Origin of the sequence: Staphylococcus auricularis, from assembly GCF_001500315.1 — a bacterium.
Classification (GTDB): domain Bacteria; phylum Bacillota; class Bacilli; order Staphylococcales; family Staphylococcaceae; genus Staphylococcus; species Staphylococcus auricularis.
In genome coordinates, this window is sequence record NZ_LLER01000009.1 from 1 (window position 1) to 21580 (window position 21580).

The 21580-nt window shown below is 37.5% G+C and carries 19 protein-coding genes; 17 read left to right on the forward strand and 2 right to left on the reverse strand.

Annotation, left to right across the window (positions count from 1 at the left end; genetic code table 11):
* The 4 genes from APS80_RS04625 to APS80_RS04640 all read left to right on the forward strand — a co-directional run.
* Nucleotides 1-873: MFS transporter (locus APS80_RS04625; RefSeq protein ID WP_059107108.1), on the forward strand; the 873-nt coding region annotated here is incomplete at its 5' end.
* Nucleotides 874-1177: 304 nt separating this feature from the next.
* Nucleotides 1178-3592, forward strand: a complete 2415-nt coding sequence (gene leuS / locus APS80_RS04630; RefSeq protein ID WP_059107109.1) for a leucine--tRNA ligase — start codon at nt 1178-1180, stop codon at nt 3590-3592.
* A gap of 19 nt (nt 3593-3611) precedes the next feature.
* The gene (locus APS80_RS04635) at nt 3612-3923 is read left to right on the forward strand and encodes a rhodanese-like domain-containing protein (protein ID WP_059107110.1); all 312 of its coding nucleotides are present in this window, start codon (nt 3612-3614) and stop codon (nt 3921-3923) included.
* Between the two features lie 279 nt (nt 3924-4202).
* Nucleotides 4203-4406: a hypothetical protein gene (locus APS80_RS04640; RefSeq protein WP_059107111.1), complete on the forward strand. Its 204-nt coding sequence runs from the start codon at nt 4203-4205 to the stop codon at nt 4404-4406.
* Nucleotides 4407-4459: 53 nt separating this feature from the next.
* Here the strand turns inward: APS80_RS04640 and APS80_RS04645 are convergent, their stop codons facing one another.
* Nucleotides 4460-5737 (reverse strand): BaiN/RdsA family NAD(P)/FAD-dependent oxidoreductase, encoded by a 1278-nt coding sequence (locus APS80_RS04645; protein ID WP_059107326.1) that lies wholly within the window; start codon nt 5735-5737, stop codon nt 4460-4462.
* Between the two features lie 396 nt (nt 5738-6133).
* Here APS80_RS04645 and APS80_RS04650 point away from each other — a divergent pair, with 396 nt between their 5' ends.
* The 8 genes from APS80_RS04650 (at nt 6134) to APS80_RS04685 (ending at nt 14367) form a co-directional block, all read left to right on the forward strand.
* Nucleotides 6134-7774 (forward strand): putative polysaccharide biosynthesis protein, encoded by a 1641-nt coding sequence (locus tag APS80_RS04650; protein WP_059107112.1) that lies wholly within the window; start codon nt 6134-6136, stop codon nt 7772-7774.
* A complete protein-coding gene (locus APS80_RS04655) occupies nt 7771-8469 on the forward strand; it encodes a pseudouridine synthase (RefSeq protein WP_059107113.1) in 699 nt (232 codons plus the stop codon). Before APS80_RS04650 ends, APS80_RS04655 begins: the two co-directional genes overlap by 4 nt.
* A gap of 15 nt (nt 8470-8484) precedes the next feature.
* Complete coding sequence (locus tag APS80_RS04660; RefSeq protein WP_059107114.1) at nt 8485-8898, forward strand: YtxH domain-containing protein; 414 nt, start codon at nt 8485-8487, stop codon at nt 8896-8898.
* A gap of 322 nt (nt 8899-9220) precedes the next feature.
* The gene (pepV, locus tag APS80_RS04665) at nt 9221-10639 is read left to right on the forward strand and encodes a dipeptidase PepV (protein ID WP_059107115.1); all 1419 of its coding nucleotides are present in this window, start codon (nt 9221-9223) and stop codon (nt 10637-10639) included.
* Nucleotides 10640-10642: 3 nt separating this feature from the next.
* Nucleotides 10643-11494, forward strand: a complete 852-nt coding sequence (gene dat / locus APS80_RS04670; RefSeq protein ID WP_059107116.1) for a D-amino-acid transaminase — start codon at nt 10643-10645, stop codon at nt 11492-11494.
* Nucleotides 11495-11937: 443 nt separating this feature from the next.
* Nucleotides 11938-12729 (forward strand): phosphotransferase family protein, encoded by a 792-nt coding sequence (locus APS80_RS04675; RefSeq protein WP_059107327.1) that lies wholly within the window; start codon nt 11938-11940, stop codon nt 12727-12729.
* A gap of 16 nt (nt 12730-12745) precedes the next feature.
* The gene (gene trmB / locus APS80_RS04680) at nt 12746-13384 is read left to right on the forward strand and encodes a tRNA (guanosine(46)-N7)-methyltransferase TrmB (RefSeq protein WP_059107117.1); all 639 of its coding nucleotides are present in this window, start codon (nt 12746-12748) and stop codon (nt 13382-13384) included.
* Nucleotides 13385-13536: 152 nt separating this feature from the next.
* Nucleotides 13537-14367, forward strand: coding sequence for a YtnP family quorum-quenching lactonase (locus tag APS80_RS04685; RefSeq protein WP_059107118.1), 831 nt, complete (start codon nt 13537-13539; stop codon nt 14365-14367).
* 47 nt (nt 14368-14414) lie between these two features.
* Here the strand turns inward: APS80_RS04685 and APS80_RS04690 are convergent, their stop codons facing one another.
* Entirely contained in the window at nt 14415-14744 is a 330-nt protein-coding gene (locus tag APS80_RS04690) for a hypothetical protein (protein ID WP_059107119.1), read from the reverse strand.
* 79 nt (nt 14745-14823) lie between these two features.
* Between APS80_RS04690 and APS80_RS04695 the strand changes: the two genes are divergently transcribed.
* The 5 genes from APS80_RS04695 to APS80_RS04715 all read left to right on the forward strand — a co-directional run bounded on the left by APS80_RS04695 (nt 14824) and on the right by APS80_RS04715 (nt 21567).
* Nucleotides 14824-15903: a M42 family metallopeptidase gene (locus tag APS80_RS04695; protein WP_059107120.1), complete on the forward strand. Its 1080-nt coding sequence runs from the start codon at nt 14824-14826 to the stop codon at nt 15901-15903.
* Between the two features lie 12 nt (nt 15904-15915).
* Nucleotides 15916-16224 carry a thioredoxin family protein gene (locus APS80_RS04700; RefSeq protein ID WP_059107121.1) on the forward strand — a complete coding sequence of 103 codons (309 nt, stop codon included), beginning with the start codon at nt 15916-15918 and terminating at the stop codon, nt 16222-16224.
* A 129-nt stretch (nt 16225-16353) separates the two neighbouring features.
* A complete protein-coding gene (locus APS80_RS04705; protein WP_059107122.1) occupies nt 16354-17229 on the forward strand; it encodes a DUF1444 domain-containing protein in 876 nt (291 codons plus the stop codon).
* Nucleotides 17230-17241: 12 nt separating this feature from the next.
* Entirely contained in the window at nt 17242-17841 is a 600-nt protein-coding gene (ytpR, locus tag APS80_RS04710; RefSeq protein WP_059107123.1) for a YtpR family tRNA-binding protein, read from the forward strand.
* Between the two features lie 18 nt (nt 17842-17859).
* Complete coding sequence (locus APS80_RS04715; protein WP_059107124.1) at nt 17860-21567, forward strand: DNA translocase FtsK; 3708 nt, start codon at nt 17860-17862, stop codon at nt 21565-21567.
* Nucleotides 21568-21580: the final 13 nt, after the last annotated feature.

Sequence of the window (21580 nt, forward strand, 5' to 3'; positions counted from 1 at the left end):
TGCTTAGGTTTTGGTGGCGGTATTATCGTACCTGCCATTTATGCGATGGCTGGTGCAGTGTGGCCAAATGGTGGAAGACAAACATTTAATGCCATTTATTTAGCACAAAACATTGGGGTATCAATCGGTGCAGCTGCAGGTGGTTTCGTCGCAGAATTCAGTTTTAATTTCATTTTCATGGCTAATCTCGTGATGTATATTTTATTTGCGATTGTATCGATTAAACAATTTAATTTGAAAATTGATATTAAAGTTAAACCGAGTGAAACATTAGGGCTATTCTCAAGAGAAAATATGCCACGTTTTATTTCACTCCTCTTGTTATGTGTGATGTTTAGTATCTGCTGGATCACATACATTCAATGGGAAACAACTATTGCATCATTCACACAAGAAATCGATATTTCAATGGGACAATATAGTTTACTTTGGACAGTGAACGGTATTTTAATCTTAGTTGCACAACCATTAATCCAACCGGTCATTCGTTTATTAAAAGGTGACTTGAAGAAACAAATGTTTGTCGGTGTCTTGATCTTCATGTTATCTTTCTTCGTTACAAGTTTTGCCCAACAATTTAGTATCTTTATGATCGGTATGATCATTCTTACATTTGGTGAAATGTTCGTTTGGCCAGCCATTCCAACTATCGCTAGCAAATTGGCGCCTAGAGGAAAAGAAGGGCAGTTCCAAGGCTATGTCAATTCTGCTTCAACAGTAGGTAAAGCGCTTGGACCATTTATCGGTGGTGTCATTGTAGATACTTTTGATATGTCTGCCATGTTCTTGAGCATGATTGGCTTACTAGCAATTTCACTTGTCTTCTTAGTCGTATTTGATAAAGTACTTCCTAGAAAGAAAGAGGAAGAGTAATTTTTAAGCTAAGCCCAAATACTTTTAAGACCTTACTTGAAAATTTAAAGCAATTCGAATATGATATAAATAAATAGGAGTAGTAACTTAAGCACATTTCCCCAGAGAGTTAGCGTAGGTGCGAGCTAATGTTATTGTATTAAGTGAACTTACCGTCAATACACTATGAATGAATAAACATCTCAACTATTTAATAGAGAGCACGTAAGCGTGAATGAGGGTGGTACCGCGGCAAATGTCGTCCCTTTGTTAACAAGTGTTAAATAGTTTGAGGTGTTTTTTTCTGAAAAGGAGGAGCAAGTCTGTGAGTTATAATCACAAAGAAGTGGAACCAAAATGGCAACAATATTGGGACGAACATAAAACATTTAAAGCTTCTGACAATCTCGGTCAAAAGAAATTTTATGCACTTGATATGTTCCCATATCCTTCTGGTGCAGGCCTACATGTGGGTCACCCTGAAGGCTATACAGCAACAGATATCATCTCACGTTATAAACGTATGCAAGGTTATAATGTGCTACATCCGATGGGGTGGGATGCATTCGGTTTACCTGCTGAACAGTATGCGTTAGATACAGGTAATAACCCAAGAGAGTTTACAAAACAAAATATTGAAACGTTTAAACGTCAAATTAAAGAACTCGGTTTCAGCTATGATTGGGACAGAGAAATCAACACAACAGATCCAGAATACTATAAATGGACACAGTGGATTTTTATTCAACTTTATAATAAAGGTCTCGCATATGTAGATGAAGTTGCGGTAAACTGGTGCCCAGCTTTAGGTACGGTATTATCAAATGAAGAAGTTGTAGATGGCGTATCTGAACGTGGCGGTCATCCCGTTTATCGTCGTCCAATGAAACAATGGGTACTTAAGATTACTGAATATGCGGATCGTTTACTTGAAGATTTAGATGACTTAGATTGGCCAGAATCTATCAAAGATATGCAACGTAACTGGATTGGTCGTTCAGAAGGTGCGAAAGTTAAATTCAATGTTGCAGAACACGACGCACAAATAGAAGTCTTTACCACTAGACCTGATACAATCTTTGGTACGACGTTCTTAGTCTTAAGTCCTGAACATACATTAGTGAATGAAATTACAACTGAAGAACAAGCTGAAGCGGTGAAAGCTTATCAAGAAGAAGCTGCTAAGAAATCTGATTTAGAGCGTACTGGTTTAGCTAAAGAAAAATCAGGTGTATTTACGGGCGCTTATGCAGTGAATCCATTAAGCGGTGAAAATATTCCAGTATGGATCGCAGACTATGTGCTATCTACTTATGGTACAGGTGCAGTCATGGCGGTACCAGCTGGTGATGAACGTGACTATGAATTTGCGAAAGCATTTGATTTACCAATTAAAGCCATTATTGAAGATAGTGATTTATCTGAAACCGCGTATACAGGTGACGGTGCGCATATCAATTCAGGTCAATTAGATGGCTTGCACAACGACGAAGCGATTAAAAAAGCAATTGAATTATTAGAAGATAGCGGTGCAGGTCAACACGAAGTCAACTACAAACTCAGAGACTGGCTCTTCAGCCGTCAAAGATATTGGGGTGAACCTATCCCAGTCATTCATTGGGAAGATGGTACGATGACCACAGTACCGGAAGATGAATTACCATTACTATTACCAGAAACTGATGAGATTAAGCCGTCTGGTACAGGTGAATCTCCATTAGCGAATATCGACGACTTTGTAAATGTAGTCGATGAAGAAACTGGTATGAAAGGTCGTCGTGAGACAAATACGATGCCACAATGGGCAGGTAGCTGCTGGTATTACTTAAGATACATTGATCCTCATAATGAAAACATGATTGCAGATCAAGAAAAACTCAAACATTGGCTCCCTGTTGACTTATATATTGGTGGAGTCGAGCATGCTGTGTTACATTTATTATACGCTCGATTTTGGCACAAAGTATTATACGATTTAGGCGTCGTGCCGACGAAAGAACCATTCCAACGACTCTACAATCAAGGTATGATTCTTGGTGAAGGTAATGAAAAAATGAGTAAATCTAAAGGCAATGTGATCAATCCTGACGACATCGTCCAATCTCACGGTGCTGACACATTACGCCTTTACGAAATGTTCATGGGACCACTTGATGCAGCCATTGCTTGGAGTGAAAAAGGTCTAGACGGATCAAGACGTTTCTTAGATCGCGTTTGGCGTTTACTCATCAATGAAGATGGTACATTAACAGACAAAGTAGTTGATGATAATGATGAATCACTCGATAAAAGTTACCATCAAACCGTTAAAAAAGTCACTGAAGACTTTGATACATTGAGTTTCAACACAGCTATCAGTCAGTTGATGGTCTTCATTAATGATTGTTACAAAGCAGATCAATTGTACCGTCCATACATGGAAGGTTTCGTGAAAATGTTAGCACCAATCGCACCACATATCGGTGAAGAATTATGGTCACGATTAGGTCACACTGAAACGATTACTTATGAACCTTGGCCTTCATACGATGAATCATTACTCGTGGATGATGAAATAGAAATCGTTGTACAAGTGAATGGTAAAGTTCGTGCGAAAGCTAAAGTTCCAAAAGATATTTCAAAAGAAGACATGCAAGAAATTGCTTTAGCCAACGAGCATGTAAAAGCTTCACTTGAAGGTAAAGACGTTAAAAAAGTCATCGCTGTGCCACAAAAACTTGTTAACATAGTTGCAAAATAATACAGGAGGAGATTGCGTTATGAAATCTATTTCAATTGACGAATTAAAAACTAAAATTTTAGATTCTAATCCGGTTAATATCGTGGATGTTCGCTCAAAAGAAGAAACTGCAATGGGTATCATTCCAGGAGCTGAAACAATCCCAAGTGATGAAATTGAAGATAACTTAAATCACTTCAACGAAAACGATACTTACTACATCATCTGCAAAAAAGGTGGAAGAAGTGCTCAAGTTGTAAAATACTTAGAATCTCAAGGTATCGACGCTGTCAACGTTGAAGGCGGTATGGATGCTTGGGGCGACGAAGGATTACAAATCGACAGCATCTAAGCTGTTGATAGCGCAATGCATCGTTTAAATATCAAATGCCGATTGAACTGTGAAGGTTTCAATCGGCATTTTTTACGTTGGGGGAAAATGTGTAACTCATAATATTAATGATGAAAGTTCTTATGTTGGAGAGAAGTTTTGAACGCATAAAACTTTGACTATCATAATTTTATAAAACGTTTCCACTATAAATAATGTTATGCTATTTTATAAATAGAGTTAATTCAAAATAGAACTATTTATTAAAATGTAAAACCGTATGCAAAGGGGATTATTTATATGAAGGACATCATATTATTTCTTGCATTTATCATCATATGTGTTGCAGCAGGTAACTTAGTTCATCACTTTTTAGTGATTATGCCGTTGAGTTCTAATATTTGGGTAGCTAGAATAGGCGGTATGATCGGTGCAGGATTAACTGGACTGATTGTTTATCAATGTTATGTAAAATGGTTAAAAGCAAAATTGAAAACGGAGTAGTGACATAAAAAACAAGGTTAGAACATGTGGGTTCTAACCTTGTTTATGTTTAATCATACTTCTGAATTTTCGTCTTCTATCTTAAACTGTCCTGCATTTTGGCCCGCTACGTGACCGGTTACGAGTGCACTGGTAATATTATAGCCACCTGTATAACCATGAATATCGAGCACTTCACCACTAAAGAATAAACCAGGGACGAATTTGGACATCATCGTTTTCGGTTGAATTTCTTTCAACTGTACGCCGCCACCAGTGACGAAGGCCTTGTCTATAGGTAATGTACCATTAACGGTAAACGTAAATGATATCAATAATGTCACGAGTTGCGTGATTTGATTGTTTGAAATGTGATGGCCAGTTGTTTCGTTATCAATATCAGCTTGTTCTAACATGAATAATAAATAACGCTCTTCGATTAAACCATGCAAACTGTTTTTAACAGCTTTGTCTGGATGTTGTTGGATGCGTTGTCGTATATCTTGTTCGACCTCATGTTGTTTCAATTCTGGGAAGACGTCGAGCTGCATTTTTACATGGCTGCGTTTTTGATTCTTTTGTTCTTTATAGACAAATTGACTACAACGTAATGTTGCTGGACCGCTAATACCGAAATGGGTGAACAGCATATCCATTTGGTGTGTGATACGTGGTTTCCCATTTTTCTTCAGCACAGATAGGGCGACATCTTTTAAACTTAATCCTTTTAATCGTTTGCTTGTAATAAAAGGTTCGTCTGAAGTGATAGGGACTTCTGTGGGGAATAGTTCAGTTATTGTATGATCAAAGTGTTTAGCAAATTTGTAACCATCACCTGTTGAACCGGTTTGAGGGACGCTGGTTCCTCCAGTCGCGATGACGACAGTTTGAGCTTCCACGGTTTGACCTGTATCTAATGTCACAATGAAATGTTGGTTCTCATATTTAATAGATTGCACCGTCGTTTTTTCTTTCACTTCTACATGATTTTCTTCGAGAGTTCGCGTCAGTGCATCTACCACGTCTTGTGATTTGTTTGAAACCGGGAACATGCGCCCGTGATCTTCTTCTTTTAATTTCACACCTCTAGATTCGAAAAAAGCGATGATGGATTCATTATCAAATATGGAAAATGGACTATAGAGGAATTTACCATTTCCTGGAATATTTTTAATGATTTCGGCATAAGGTAAGCGGTTCGTAACATTGCAACGTCCGCCACCAGAGATTTTTAATTTTCGACCCAGACCTTTTTTCTTTTCAATTAATAATACTCGGTGTTTATTTTCACTAGCTGCCACAGCTGCCATTAATCCGCTCGGTCCGCCACCAATTACTATCGTTTGATACATCATTGCTTATTATCCTTTCATCATATCGTTTATGTATATCATCATTCGTCATTGTTTACTCTTTATTAATCAGTAAAACCCTTTATTCGCTACGTTAAAACCATAACAAGAATAACTTATGTCTATGTTAAACACAAGCTACGGAATACCGCAGTTCAAATGATGCAATAAGTTTTCATTAAACCGTTTGAAAATAGAAAAATGAGTGATAGAATAAGGGCTTGAAATTTTATTTGTGAGATTTGGCACAAAGATTTTAACAAGGCAAAATTCATAAAGGCATTTACAAATACGACAAAAGCGTGAATTGTAGTAACATTATTTTGCTAAATTGCACTGATATCGTTAATATTAACGGTGTGTGGATATAAATTACATAAAGATAGGAAGATAGGAATGAGTGAAAGTAAAGCTTTAGTACGCGGGACCTTTTTGATCACGCTCAGTATTTTAATTACTAAAATCTTAGGCGTTCTCTATGTCATCCCTTTTTATTCAATCATGGGGAATGAAACGAACTTAGCGCCATTCAACTATGCTTATACACCATACAATATCGCAATTGCGGTTGCGACAGCAGGTGTACCACTAGCTGCTTCTAAATATGTAGCTAAATACAATGCGATAGGGGCTTATAGTGTCAGTCAAAAACTATATCGGTCAAGTTTTATTGTCATGACTGTCACAGGTGTTATCGGTTTTGCGATATTATTCTTCTTAGCACCGATCATCGCAACATTTACGTTAGCCCAAGAAGGACAAAGTCAAGCAGGCGCATGGTCTGTTGATGAAGTCACTTGGATTATTAGAATCATCAGTACGGTTATTATATTTATTCCATTACTTGCGACATGGCGTGGGGTATTCCAAGGTTATGAATCCATGGGACCTACAGCTGTTTCGGAGGTAACAGAACAAATTGCGCGTATCTTATTCATTTTAATCGGCAGTTATTTAGTCCTTTATGTGTTTGATGGGGACATTCTTACAGCAAATGGTATCGCTGTATTTGGTGCTGCAATCGGTGCCATCGCTGCATTACTCACATTGTGGTATTACTGGCGAAAACGAAAAAACAATATCCAAACCATGGTCGCATCTGATTCAACTGGCATTACGGTCGGTTACGGAAAAATGTACAAAGAAATCATTTCTTACAGTATTCCATTCGTCATTGTCAGCTTGAACTTCCCATTATTTAACTTAGTCGACCAATTTACACATAATTACGCATTAGGGTTAGCCAATGTGCCGCAAGCGTTACACGATGGTTTCTTCTCAATGTTGAACTTTACAACAAATAAAATTGTGATGATCCCAACGTCACTTGCTGCTGGGTTTGCGGTCAGCTTAGTGCCATTCATTACGAAAACATTTGAAGAAGGTCGCTTAAAAGAAATGCACAGTCAAATTCGCGTTTCATTAGGCGTATTAATGTATATCACTGTACCTGCAGCACTCGGTATTATGGCGCTCGCATATCCTTTATATACAGTCTTTTATTCAGCTAATACAGACGGTAGTACATTATTATTCTATTATGCACCCGTCTCTATCTTAATCGGATTGTTGAGTGTTACAGCTTCTATGTTACAAGGTATAGATAAACAGAAATTAACGGTGTTCATTATTTTAAGTGCTGTCGTTATCAAAGTGGTCATTAATGTGCCATTGATTTACGTACTTCATACGCCAGGTGCGGTGTTAAGTACAGCGATTGCATTACTCTTTGCGAACATTTGTAATTTAGTAGTGATCAAAAAACATGCTAAATTCAATTATTCAGAAACATGGATGCATTTTGCTAAAATATTCTTTTATGGTTTATTGATGATGGTCATTGTAGAAGGTGTAAGTTTCGGCTTAGAATACTTCTTATCTCCAGCTTCTAAAGTGGGATCATTAATCATCTTAGCTATCGGTGTGTTAATCGGTGTAGCTGTTTATGGTGGGCTCACACTTAAAACACGTTTAGCTGACGAATTTTTAGGGGATATACCTGACAAAATAAGAGATAAATTAGGATTTTTAAAATGAGACTAGATAAATTTTTAGCTAACATGGGTATAGGTACGCGAACTGAAGTAAAACAATATTTAAAAAAAGGTCAAGTGACCGTGAATGATCAACTTCAAAAATCGCCAAAACTTCAAATCAATCCTGAAGAAGATGTGATTTGCGTAAATGGAGAACAAGTGACTTATACGGATTATGTTTATTTAATGTTAAATAAACCGCAAGATGTCATTTCAGCTACAGAAGATACACAACATCGTACGGTAATCGAACTCATTCCAGAGTATCAACATCTGTCGTTATTCCCTGTTGGACGTTTAGACAGAGATACTGAAGGATTATTATTGATTACGAATGATGGTCAGTTTAATCACGACATTATGAGTCCTGGTAAACATGTAGCGAAGACATATGCGGTCACTTCTAAGCGTCCTATTACAGATGAGGATATCCAACGTTTCAGTGAAGGGATTGAGTTGAGTGACGGCGAGGCGCAACCTGCTCAGCTAGAAAAATCGGATACAGACCTCAAATCATTTGTCACGCTTTACGAAGGAAGGTATCATCAAGTTAAGCGTATGTTTCATGCGATAGATAATGAGGTCACTGCATTGAAACGAGTACGTATCGGTCAATTGGAACTAGATCCTGATTTGGAACCGGGTGCATACAGACATTTAACAGATCAAGATCTAGATTTGATTTTTAAAAATTGAAAAGAAGGTGTAAGCATGAGTAAATTATTTAGAGCAGTCCTAGGTATCGGCGGTGCAGCCGCTGCAGTTATCCTTTCACGTAAAGGAAACAGAGAGAAATTGAAAGCTGAATATGACAAATATAAAGAAAATCCAGAATCCTATAAACAAAACGCAAAAGAACTTGCAAATCAAATCGGATCAAACGCAACAGAAACGTTTAAAGAAGTGAAACAAGATCCGAAGGGTTATGCTTCTAAAGTCAAAGAAGATCCGAAAGGCTTTTTAAAAGAGCAAAAAGCACGTTTGACTTACACGGATTCTAAAGATGAAGAACATATTGAAGAAGCACGTTTCACAGATGAAGGTGCGGCAGACCCTTCAAACAATTTACGCGTGATTACTGAAGAAGAATTGAAAAAGAATCAACGTAATCATGAAGAAAAATAAAGCATTATCTTTGTAGAGCCAAGATTGCTGACGCTTATGAGTAAGCTCAGTATCTTGGCTTTTTTTCTGTCTTTAAAAAGAACATTTTTCGCATGAATTTGTGACGCAAAATTTTTGAAAATGAAAACCTTTTACTTCAGCCTTTTATTAGACAATAAAAATGAGAAATTGCTAAAGTAGAAAGCACGTGATATATATCACAATGACTGATGTATCAACCTCTGACATAATTTTAAAATAATTCCGGCTTCTTACTGTAGTTTATGAGAAACTTCGTGTAAAATGTAGTGTAAATAACTCTAGAAGAAAGAAGTGATTCAGGGTGTGGAAAGAAAAAGTTCAAGCATACGAACAACAAATAATTGATGACCTGAAAGGATTATTATCAATTGAAAGTGTCAGAGACGATAGTAAAGCGACAACAGATTACCCTGTCGGACCAGGTCCTAGAGAGGCGTTAGAATACATGTACCAACTCGCTGAACGTGATGGATTTACTACGCACGATGTGGACCATATTGCTGGTCGTATCGAAGTAGGAGAAGGTGAAGATGTCTTCGGTATACTTTGTCACGTTGATGTCGTTCCTGCTGGAGATGGTTGGGATAGTGACCCATTTGATCCAGTCGTAACAGATGACCGTATTGTTTCACGTGGTACGTTAGATGACAAAGGACCTACGATTGCAGCTTATTATGCTGTGAAAATATTAAACGATATGAACGTCAACTGGAAGAAACGTTTACATATCATCATTGGTACTGACGAAGAATCTGACTGGAAATGTACAGATCGTTATTTTGAAACTGAAGAAATGCCAGAACTCGGTTTCGCTCCTGATGCAGAATTCCCAGCGATTCACGGTGAAAAAGGTTTAACAACGTTTGATGTGATTCAAAAACATCGTGAAGAAGATTTAGATGAACCTGAATACGAACTCTATACATTCAAATCAGGTGAACGTTATAACATGGTGCCAGATGAAGCCGTCGCTCGTCTATTTGTAAAAGAAAATATGACTGACGTCGTTCAAAACTTCGAGCAATTTTTAACTGAACATAAATTAGAAGGTTCAAATATTGTAGATCGTGGCATCTTGGAATTGAGAGTACAAGGTAAAGCCGTGCACGCAATGGATCCTTCTATCGGTGTCAATGCAGGATTGTATTTATTACATTTCTTAGCAACACTTAATTTAGACAAAACTGCAACTAACTTTGTTGATTTCAGTGAAAAATATTTATTCGAATCTCATTTTGGTGAAAAATTGGGTATGAAATTCCATACAGATACAATGGGGGACGTCACAACAAACGTTGGTGTGATCCAATATGATCATAAAAATGGAGAAAGTCAATTTGGTATTAATTTACGTTATCCTGATGGCTTTGATTTTGATGAAGCGATTCAACGTTTTGGTAAAGAAGCTGAAGCACTTGGCTTTGACATCACTGTCGGTGAACATAAAGTCCCACATTATGTAGATAAAAATGATCCATTCGTACAAACATTGGTTCAAGCTTACCGTAACCAAACAGGTGATGAAACAGAACCTTATACGATTGGTGGCGGCACATATGCACGTAACTTAGAAAAAGGTGTCGCGTTTGGTGCGATGTTTGAGGATTCTGAGGACTTAATGCATCAGAAAAATGAATATATAACTAAAAAACAATTATTTAATGCAACAAGTATCTACTTAGAAGCATTATATGAACTCTGTGTTGAAAAGGATGAATGAGGTATGACAACTAAAATTTTAATCAATGAACAGATTGTCGATGAAAAGGATGCGACAATCCCTTACAATGATCGCGGTTTCACATTTGGTGATGGTATCTATGAATATATCCGCGTTTATGATAACCATTTATTTACAGCAAAACCTCACTTAGAACGATTAGTCAGAAGTGCAGATGAAATTGGACTAGATTTGAAATATTCAGTAGAAGATTTAACTGAATTGATCAAAGAACTAATCGCTGCGAATCACATTTCTAACGGGGGTGTTTACCTTCAAATCACACGTGGTGCAGCTCCGAGAGATCATGCATTCCCTACGCCAGCGGTTGAACCGAACTTAATGGCATTTTGTAAGAGCTATGACCGTCCATTTAAAGATTTAGAAAATGGTGTGCAAGCTGTAACGACGGAAGATATTCGTTGGTTAAGATGTGATATTAAAAGCTTAAATTTACTCGGTAATGTGTTAGCGAAAGAGTTCGCAGTGAAATACAACGCTGCTGAAGCCATTCAACACCGTGGCGAAACAGTTACAGAAGGTTCTTCAAGTAACGTATATGCTGTAAAAGATGGTGTGATTTATACACATCCAATCAACCAGTTTATCCTAAATGGGATTACACGTAGAGTGATAAAAGAAATCGCTGAAGCACGCGATATTCCATTCAAAGAAGAAACGTTTACTGTTGATTTCTTAAAACAAGCAGATGAAATTATTATTTCAAGTACATCTGTCGAAGTGATGCCAGTCGTCAAATTAGATGGTGAAGTCGTAGGCGATGGTAGTGTAGGACCTATTACGAAACAATTACAAGCTGGTTTCGTCGAATATATCGAACAACAAAACGCTTAAAAATTTTTGAAATATACGACTGGAAACACTTATTTAACTGTAAATATGCTATAATAAATTTTGAGCCGATTTTTAAGATTAATAGTAAAAACAGAAAGTAAAATGTGTCATTTTGTTTGTCTTTTGCGGTTGAAAAATAGCCTTAAACATTATAGAATTTTCTATGAGATATGGTGATTTATTAAAAAATAAGGTCACCGCGTGAGACTGAAAATAAAAATGAATTCATATAAAAATGAATTATCCGTAATAACAAAAATGATAACTTTACTTAGACAACATACGAGTTAAAGTGTGAAGCCTTGTACTGATACGGGACAACCTCAAAAGTGCGTGTTGAGGGGGATCAGTATGAAGGCGTATATTTTCCAGAAATTTGTTATATATGGCTCTTGAAAACCACTTTCTAGAGCCATTTTCTAATTGAAAGTGAGGTGTACATGTTGGAGCAGTTTTATCAATTGGGTTGGACGCTTGATTCTGCTGGGGGCGCTTCTGGTGAGGCTTATATGGCTGAGCAAGATGGTCAAAAATTATTTTTAAAACGCAATTCAAATCCATTTATTGCAGCGTTATCCGCAGAAGGAATCGTACCTAAGTTAGTTTGGACAAAAAGAATAGAAACTGGAGAAGTTGTAACTGCCCAACATTGGAAAAATGGCAGAGAACTTACTTTCAACGAAATGCAGCAGCGACGTGTAGCCAATTTATTGAAAAAAATCCATAGTTCTAAGACGTTATTAAACATGTTAAAACGCATGGAAATGGAACCTATTACACCGGAAATTATGTTACGTAAGATTAATGCTTCATTATCTAGAGATGTAATGACGCATTACACTGTACGTAAAGCGTTAAATTATCTTGAAGACCATATGCCTCAGCTAGATTCCCGTTTTTACACTGTCGTTCACGGAGACGTCAATCACAACAATTGGTTGCTTTCTGATCACGATGAGCTTTATCTCGTGGATTGGGAAGATGCGATGATTGCCGATCCAGCGATTGATTTAGGCATGCTATTGTATACGTATGTACCTGAAGATAAATGGGAACATTGGTTAGATATTTATGGCATTAAAAATACATTAGATTTACAGAAACGGATGAAATGGTATACAGTCATTCAAGCGATTGGTGTCGTGCAGTGGTATGAAGAGCAAAAACGTTATAAAGATATGAACCACTGGCTCGAATTTTTACATCAAGTCATGCATCATAACCAGTTTATTTAAGGAGTTTAAAGACGAGATGAGAATGAGACACAAACCTTGGGCGAAAGATTATTTACAATCACGTCCAGATATTGTTGATCTTGACAGAACACATGCGAAACGATTAGATGAATGGTTTGAAAAGGAACAGCCCATTTACATTGAAATTGGTTCAGGGAAGGGGCAATTTATTACGACGTTAGCTGCCCAACATCCAGGAATCAACTTCATTTCATTTGAGCGTGAAAAAGATGTCATGGTCAAAGTGCTCGATAAAGTAATTGATCAACAACTGAACAACATCAAATTGATTTGTGATGACGCAGAAGTGCTCACAGATTATTTCTTACCTCATCAAGTCGATCGCATCTACTTAAACTTTTCTGATCCTTGGCCAAAACGCCGTCATACAAAACGACGTTTAACGTATCATACATTTTTAGAACGTTATCAAACGATCTTAAAAGAAGAAGGCGAAATCCATTTCAAAACGGATAATAGAGGATTGTTTGCATATAGTTTAGAAAGCATGTCCCAATTTGGCATGTACTTTACTAAAATCAATTTAAACCTTCATGACGAAGATGATGAAGATAATATTGAAACTGAATACGAACGAAAATTTTCCGAAAAAGGTTCAAGAATCTATCGCATGGAAGCGAAGTTTCATCAATAAGCGTTGCTCATTACGAGTAACGCTTTTTATTGTACAGCGAATGAGGGAGTGACAAGCGGAGATATTCTATGATGCTATAACACTGGAAAATTTACGTTTGATCATAACTGTATTAACATAATGAATGTTATGAAAAATGGAGGATAAACGATATGAAAATTGGTGCATTTGAAGTGAATAACCTTAATGGTGGTATCGTGAAGATGGATGGTGGTGCAATGTTTGGTCCTGTACTTAAACCCTTATGGAGTGCGAAGTATGAAGGGAACGATAAAAACCAAGTTGCTACGCCGACAAATCCTATTTTAATTCAAACGGGTGATCAAAATATCTTAATCGATACTGGGATTGGTAATGGCAAATTAACGGAGAAACAATTGCGTAACTATGGCGTTGATTACGAAAGTCATTTAGAGGAAGAGCTAAAACGCTTTGAGCTGACACCTGAAGATATAGATTTAGTGCTCATGACGCACTTGCATTTTGATCATGCGGCTGGTTTAACAGATAGTGAGGGGAACACGATCTTTACGAATGCGACGTATTATATTCAACAAGACGAGTGGCATGAATTCCAAAGCCCGAATATCAGAACCAAATCAACGTATTGGTCAAAAAATATGGGGAATTATAAAAACCAAGTCATTCTGTTCAAAGATACGATTGAACCTTATCCTGGTATTGTGATGCATCATACAGGGGGTCATAGTTATGGACATGCGATGATTACAGTTGAGAGCGAAGGCGATAAAGCAGTTCATTTTGCAGATATTTTCCCAACTGTAGCTCACAGAAATCCATTGTGGGTCACAGCGTATGATGACTATCCAATGAAATCAATAGAAGAAAAAGAACGCCTCATACCTTATTACATCCATGAAAATTATTGGTTCTTGTTCTACCACGATAAAGATTATTTTGCGGTGAAATTTGATCCACAAGATCGAAAATCCATCGTTGAAGCGATAGAACTCGAGCAATAAGAGGGATTGAACTCTTTTGTTAAAGTGAAAAATGGACTTAATACGTGCTATGACAGTTCAATGATATCAAGGACATTGCCTTTTTTCGCATCAAGGTAAATATCGTAATTTTTGAAAGTATGGTTACGAGAAGTTGTGATACCACCTTGATAAGCTTCATATTGGATACCGTCTTTCGTGTAAATCACGGGTTCATTTAAAATGTAACTACCTGCTGTTTTCATAAAGTAGGTTTTCACTTGTTCGATAAGTTTATTAGGATCTTTGTATCGTGGCGTAGTGATTAATTTATACACACAGTAACTGCCTAACATGGCTGTACCCACAGCTGCGGCTGCAGTGGCTGCAATCAAACTACTTTTTTTAAAGGACAACATTTCAACGACCTCCATAGTATTCTTATTAGTAGTTTACCATATTGAAGATGATATAATAACTATTGAGAGGTGAAGCACGTTGAAAATAGACTTTGAGAAAACGAAAGAGAGAATGAAAACATTAACTGAAATGCATGGTGCACCAGGGTTTGAAGGAGATGTGCGTGCATATCTTAAAGATGCCATGGCACCTTACGTTGATGATTTTGTAGATAATAGAATGGGCGGCTTTTACGGTGTGAAACGTTCAGGGAAAGCGGATGCGAAACGTGTCATAGTCGCTGCACATATGGATGAAGTCGGCTTTATGGTCACTCAAATCACAGAAAATGGTATGATTAAATTCACTAATTTAGGTGGCGTCGCTAATGATATTTGGCAAGGCCAAAGATTAAAAGTAAAAACACGACATAATGATATCATTTCGGGCGTTGTAGCCAATATTCCTAAACATTTTAGAACAGGAAACGAAGGTGCACCTAAAATAGAAGACTTAATGTTAGATATAGGTAGCACATCTCAAGAAGAAGTGAGAGATAGAGGAATCGAAATCGGTGATTCCATTGTACCTGATACACCGTTCACCCAACTATCTGAGCACCGCTTTGCGGGTAAAGCTTGGGATAATCGTTATGGTTGTGTTATTGCCATTGAATTACTAGAATTATTGCAAGATGTACAATTAGATGTGGATTTGTATGTCGGTGCTAATGTGCAAGAAGAAGTCGGTTTACGTGGTGCACAAGCTGCAGCTGAACTCGTGGACCCTGATCTTGCATTTGTAGTCGATTGCTCTCCAGCAAATGATATGAAAGGACCGCAAAATCTTTCAGGTCAACTAGGGGAGGGGACTTTATTACGTATCAAAGACGGTACAATGATATTGAAACCGACATTCAGAGACTATCTATTATCACTTGCGGACAAACACGATATTAACTACCAATATTATATTTCTCCAGGCGGTACAGATGGTGGGGAAATTCACAAAGCAAAAATTGGTATACCAACCGCAGTGATTGGTGTATGTGCGCGTTACATCCACAGTACGGATGCCGTATTTGATGTGAACGACTATCAAGCAGCACGTGAAATGTTGTATCAAGCGATCACACAATTAGATGATCAGCAAATAGAACATTTACAATATGATATGTAGAGGTGAATTGATATGAAAACATTAGAAAATGAAGCACAATTTGACGAATTAGCACAAGGACAAACAGTCTTTCTCTTCACAGCAGATTGGTGTCCAGACTGCAAAGTGATCGAACCAGATCTACCAAAACTTGAAGAAAAATATACGCAATATCAATTTGTGAGTGTGGATAGAGATCAATTTATCGATTTATGTGCGAAACATGACATCATGGGAATTCCAAGCTTCTTAGTGTTCAAAGATGGTGAACAAATCGGTAGCTACATTGGAAAAGAACGTAAATCTATTGAACAAATTGATTCATTCTTAGCCAATTTATAATTGATTGAATGCCATTTACGTCATAGGTCAATTTTTTTAAAATATAAGCCCTTACAACATATGTTTTTCTGTTCGTAAGGGCTTATTTATTGTAAACTGGATTAAGGCACGTAAATAGGAGTGTTATATATGAATGTCTTTCAAATGAGGGATAAACTTAAAGACCGATTAAATCATCTGGATGTGAAATTCAGTTTCAATCGAGATGAAGAAACATTACGCATTTATCGATCAGATAACGGTCAAGGTGTAACGATTAAATTACAATCTATTGTGGCAAAATATAACGATGATCAAAAAAATATTATCGATGAAATCGTTTATTATGTAGAAGAAGCCATTCAACAAATGGGACGTGAACCGATTACGAGTATCGACGATATCAAAGTGATGCCGGTTATGCGTGCACCGAGCTTTAGTAAAGAGAATAAAGAAGGGCATGCATTAGTCATTGATTCCCATACAGCAGAAACCAATATCTACTATGCATTGGATTTAGGTAAGTCATATCGATTAATTACTGAACCGATGTTAGAGGAATTGAACATCAGCCGTCAGCAATTAAAAGAGATGGCTTTGTTTAACGTGCGTAAGTTAGAAAACAGCTATAAGACAGATGAAGTGAAAGGAAATATCTTTTACTTTGTAAATACAAATGATGGGTATGATGCGAGCCGCATTTTAAACACGGCTTTCTTAAATGAAATGGAAGCTCAATGTACTGGCGAGATGCTAGTTGCTGTGCCCCATCAAGATGTGTTGATTATTGCTGATATTAGAAATAAAACAGGTTATGATGTCATGGCACATTTGACAATGGAATTCTTTACGAATGGATTAGTACCGATTACATCCCTCTCATTTGGTTATGAAAAAGGCCATTTAGAACCTATATTTATTCTCGGTAAAAATAATAAGCAAAAGCGTAATCCAGATGTGATACAACGCTTAGAAGCTACACGCCGTTCTTATGAAAATGAACAAAAAGATAAAGATAATGAGTAAGGAGTTTGAATCATGAATTTATTTTATAATAAAGAAGCGGTTGGAGATGTCGCATTTTTACAATTAGAACCTGCAGAAGGTCCATTTCAATATGAAAAACAAGGTGACGTTGTAGAGATTAAAAAAGATGATCAGATCTTTGGTTACAATATCTTTAATCTTTCTAGCTATGTAACACTTGAAGGCAACGGTCATATCCAATTAGATGAAGCAACCGTCGATGCATTACAAAAAGCGATTAAAGATAACGGATTTACTAATGAACTTGACGTCGATTTATCACCTAAATTTGTCGTGGGTTATGTTGCTACAAAAGAAAAACACCCAAATGCTGATAAACTTAGTATTTTAAGTGTAGACGTCGGTGATGAATCACTCCAAATCGTTTGCGGTGCACCTAATATCGATCAAGGACAAAAAGTCGTTGTAGCTAAAGTGGGCGCTGTCATGCCAAGTGGTACGGTCATTAAAGATGCAAAATTACGCGGTGTACCATCAAGCGGAATGGTATGTTCTATGAAAGAATTAGATTTACCAAACGCACCACAAGAAAAAGGAATTATGGTCTTGTCAGATGATTACGAAGTAGGACAAGCATTTTTCGAAGCATAAAAAGGAGGTAAAGAAAGTATGAGCTGGTTTGACAAGATATTTGGAGAAGATAATGAATCCAACGATAAACCTGTCAATAAAAGACAGCAACGACGCGAAAAAATCGAACGTCAACAAAAACAAGACTCATTACTTTCTCAACATAACGATATTTACAACAGACCTAGAGGGCGCTTCAGATTCCCAATTCAAATCAATACAGAAGATTCATCTAAACAAAAAAATGATGACAAGCATATTGATTATGCAGAAACATCTGATATCCCAACATACAACACTCAAGATGATACGCGTGAACAAAGCCGTCAAACAGGCCACACGCGTCGTCATCGCCGTATGAATCAACCACAAGGTCAATCTAGTGAGTCAAGTCGTTCAGATCTGTCAGAAGGTGAAGAACATACACCTCGTTACGAACGTCCTACTTCTCAAGAACGTCGTACACGTCATCGTACAACAAGTGAGCAATCAAAACGCGAAACAAAATCGAAACGTACATCTCCAGAAAGTACACCATTAACGCGTGAATTCAGAGTGTCTGAAGTACCTTCATCTGTTTTCGGTAATAGAAAACGCAGAAAAATTGAAAACGGCGTCATTCCACCGGCTGAAGATAACGACGATGATAAAACAACTTCACATGATGAAGTCTCAGAAAGCGAATCTCGTAATCATAGCATCCAAGACAATACAGGTCTCGACCGTTCTGAAAGTCATGACACAGAAACAAATCAGGATCAACCAACAGTTACCCATCAAAGTAACGATGCTGAAACACGGAGCGTACAACAATCAGAAAACAAACCTCAAGAAACGCAGTCTGAAACTCCGTCTTATTCAAAACAAGATAATACGATTAATATAGAAAATATCTATGCTTCACAAATCGTAGAAGAAATCAGACGTGAACGCGAACGCAAAATCTTACAAAAACGTCAGTTCAAAAAAGCGCTACAACAAAAACGTGAAGAACACAATAAGACGAATGAAGATGGCATCCAAAAAGCAATCGATGAAATGTACGCGAAACAAGCTAAAAATCTCACTGGAGAAAGTTCATTAGATGAAGCAGGTGCCGAATCTGAAGCAGACCATCAATCAGACCGAGCTTCAAATTATCAAGCTGATGCGACACAAGATCAACCAGAAGCACAATATCGCTATGAAGAAGTTAATTTAGACGATGTACATACCTCTTCAACAACCGAACGCGAAATCGTAAACGACGTTGAAGACGACAAAGCGTCTCAGCAAACACAACAACCTGAAATTGAGACAGAAGCTACTGAAGCAGACAATCAATTAGATATGGCGACAGAAGAAGATACAACAGCAACTGATGATTCAGAAGCCACTTCCACATCACAAGATAATCAAGGAGAAACGGCGTCAACGGTTGAAGCAGAGGAAGCTGAGGACGAGAGTGATACCGAAGTATCAGAAGCACAATATAGAGAAATTCCTTCTGATGACGATGAATCAACAACAGAAGCAGACACATCAAATCAATCAGAAGCGGATGAAGCACCTCAAACAGAATTGCACATGGAAACGGATGGAGATTACGAAAAAGCAACATCCGATGATAATGAAACATCCGAAATAGATTCACAAGTATCAACGGAATCTTCAACTGATACTGAGGATGAAGGTGCTCAAGCAGAGGATGTGAATAGTGACGATACCTCTGCATCAGAAGTTAATGATGCTGAAGAAACTGTAGAAACTGAAGCTAAAGACGAGTCTCTAGATGAACAAAACGAAACATCCAACCAATCAACAACTGAGGAAACACAAACTCAAGATGAGGATACAAATGAACAACCACAAGGTGAATCTACAGTGAAATTATCTATTCAAAAAGGTAGTAAACCTTTCAATGTGGTCATGACACCATCTGATAAAAAACGCATGTTAGATGCGAAAAAAGCTCAGGTTCAAGCAAATAGTCAAACAGAAACATCTTCAGACGACATTTCAACAGAAAGTGAAGCATCAACTCCAGTTGAGAACGAAGATACAGCAACGGAATCTCAAGAAGCAAGTTCAACTTCAGATTTAGATAGTGAAACTGAGTCATCTCATGACACTGAACATGCATCAGAGGCGTATAATGAAGCTGAAGTGACACAGACAGAACCAACCGAATCTTCAACGTCACCACGTAGTACTGCGCAAACTTCACCAAATCGTCGCATGCATTTTAACGAGCGTCCTTCACGTCCCGCACAAAATCAAAATGAAGTGAATGGATCATCTCGTCAAGATAACCAACAACAAGACGAAGGATCAACAATCACACAATCAGAGCCGATGAAATCAATCCGTAAAGGACCTAATATTAATCTACCTAAATTAGATTTATTAGAAGAGCCTGAAGCACATGAGGTTGATGAGGCGTGGATAGAAGAGAAAAAACAACAGCTCAATGACTCATTCTATTACTTCAATGTTCCGGCAGAAGTTCAAAATGTGACTGTAGGGCCTAGTGTGACTCGTTTTGAATTATCAGTCGAAAAAGGTGTCAAAGTCTCTCGTATCACCAATTTACAAGATGACTTGAAAATGGCACTCGCAGCCAAGGATATTCGAATTGAAGCACCTATTCCTGGAACTAGCTTAGTAGGTATTGAGGTACCGAACCAAGATGCGACGAAAGTCAATTTACGTTCCATTATTGAGTCTCAATCATTTAAAAATGCACAGTCTAAATTAACTGTCGCTATGGGATTACGTATAAATAATGAACCTTTATTGATGGATATCGCGAAAACGCCTCACGCGCTCATTGCAGGGGCAACTGGATCAGGTAAATCAGTATGCATCAACAGTATTTTAATTTCACTATTATATAAAAATCATCCAGAAGAATTAAGACTGTTACTCATCGATCCTAAGATGGTTGAACTCGCACCATATAACGATCTTCCACATCTAATTTCACCAGTTATTACCGATGTGAAAGCAGCTACACAAAGTCTGAAATGGGCAGTAGAAGAAATGGAACGTCGTTATAAATTGTTTGCGAACTACCATGTACGTAATATTACAGCCTTTAACAAAAAAGCGAATTACGAGGATAGAATGCCGAAAATTGTCATCGTGATTGACGAGCTTGCAGATCTAATGATGATGGCGCCACAAGATGTTGAACAGTCCATTGCTCGAATTGCACAAAAAGCACGTGCATGTGGTATTCATATGCTTGTCGCAACACAACGTCCATCCGTTAACGTTATCACAGGTCTTATTAAAGCGAATATACCTACACGTATCGCATTCATGGTTTCTTCTAGTGTTGACTCTAGAACAATCTTAGACAATGGTGGTGCGGAACGCTTACTCGGATATGGTGATATGCTTTATCTTGGAAGCGGCATGAATAAACCTATACGTGTTCAAGGTTCCTTTGTCTCTGATGACGAAATAGATAAAGTGGTTGATTTCATTAAACAACAACGTGAACCGCAGTATCTATTTGAAGAAAAAGAATTGTTGAAGAAAACTGAAGGCCAAGCCAAAGATGACTTATTTGATGATGTATGTCGCTTTATGGTCAAAGAAGGGCATATTTCGACATCACTCATTCAACGACATTTCCAAATTGGATATAATCGTGCAGCTAGAATTGTTGATCAGTTAGAGGAACTCGGTTATATTTCAGAGGCAAATGGTTCTAAACCGAGAGATGTTTACATCACTGAATCTGATTTAGACGATATTTAAATATAGAAAGAGG

Bases quoted from the DNA above. Each gene is read 5' to 3' on its own strand.
- APS80_RS04635 (WP_059107110.1), top strand. From the start codon at position 3,612: ATGAAATCTATTTCAATTGACGAATTAAAAACTAAAATTTTAGATTCT.
- APS80_RS04640 (WP_059107111.1), top strand. From the start codon at position 4,203: ATGAAGGACATCATATTATTTCTTGCATTTATCATCATATGTGTTGCA.
- APS80_RS04645 (WP_059107326.1), bottom strand. From the start codon at position 5,737: ATGTATCAAACGATAGTAATTGGTGGCGGACCGAGCGGATTAATGGCA.
- APS80_RS04650 (WP_059107112.1), top strand. From the start codon at position 6,134: ATGAGTGAAAGTAAAGCTTTAGTACGCGGGACCTTTTTGATCACGCTC.
- APS80_RS04655 (WP_059107113.1), top strand. From the start codon at position 7,771: ATGAGACTAGATAAATTTTTAGCTAACATGGGTATAGGTACGCGAACT.
- APS80_RS04660 (WP_059107114.1), top strand. From the start codon at position 8,485: ATGAGTAAATTATTTAGAGCAGTCCTAGGTATCGGCGGTGCAGCCGCT.
- dat (WP_059107116.1), top strand. From the start codon at position 10,643: ATGACAACTAAAATTTTAATCAATGAACAGATTGTCGATGAAAAGGAT.
- trmB (WP_059107117.1), top strand. From the start codon at position 12,746: ATGAGAATGAGACACAAACCTTGGGCGAAAGATTATTTACAATCACGT.
- APS80_RS04685 (WP_059107118.1), top strand. From the start codon at position 13,537: ATGAAAATTGGTGCATTTGAAGTGAATAACCTTAATGGTGGTATCGTG.
- APS80_RS04690 (WP_059107119.1), bottom strand. From the start codon at position 14,744: ATGTTGTCCTTTAAAAAAAGTAGTTTGATTGCAGCCACTGCAGCCGCA.
- APS80_RS04700 (WP_059107121.1), top strand. From the start codon at position 15,916: ATGAAAACATTAGAAAATGAAGCACAATTTGACGAATTAGCACAAGGA.
- APS80_RS04705 (WP_059107122.1), top strand. From the start codon at position 16,354: ATGAATGTCTTTCAAATGAGGGATAAACTTAAAGACCGATTAAATCAT.
- ytpR (WP_059107123.1), top strand. From the start codon at position 17,242: ATGAATTTATTTTATAATAAAGAAGCGGTTGGAGATGTCGCATTTTTA.
- APS80_RS04715 (WP_059107124.1), top strand. From the start codon at position 17,860: ATGAGCTGGTTTGACAAGATATTTGGAGAAGATAATGAATCCAACGAT.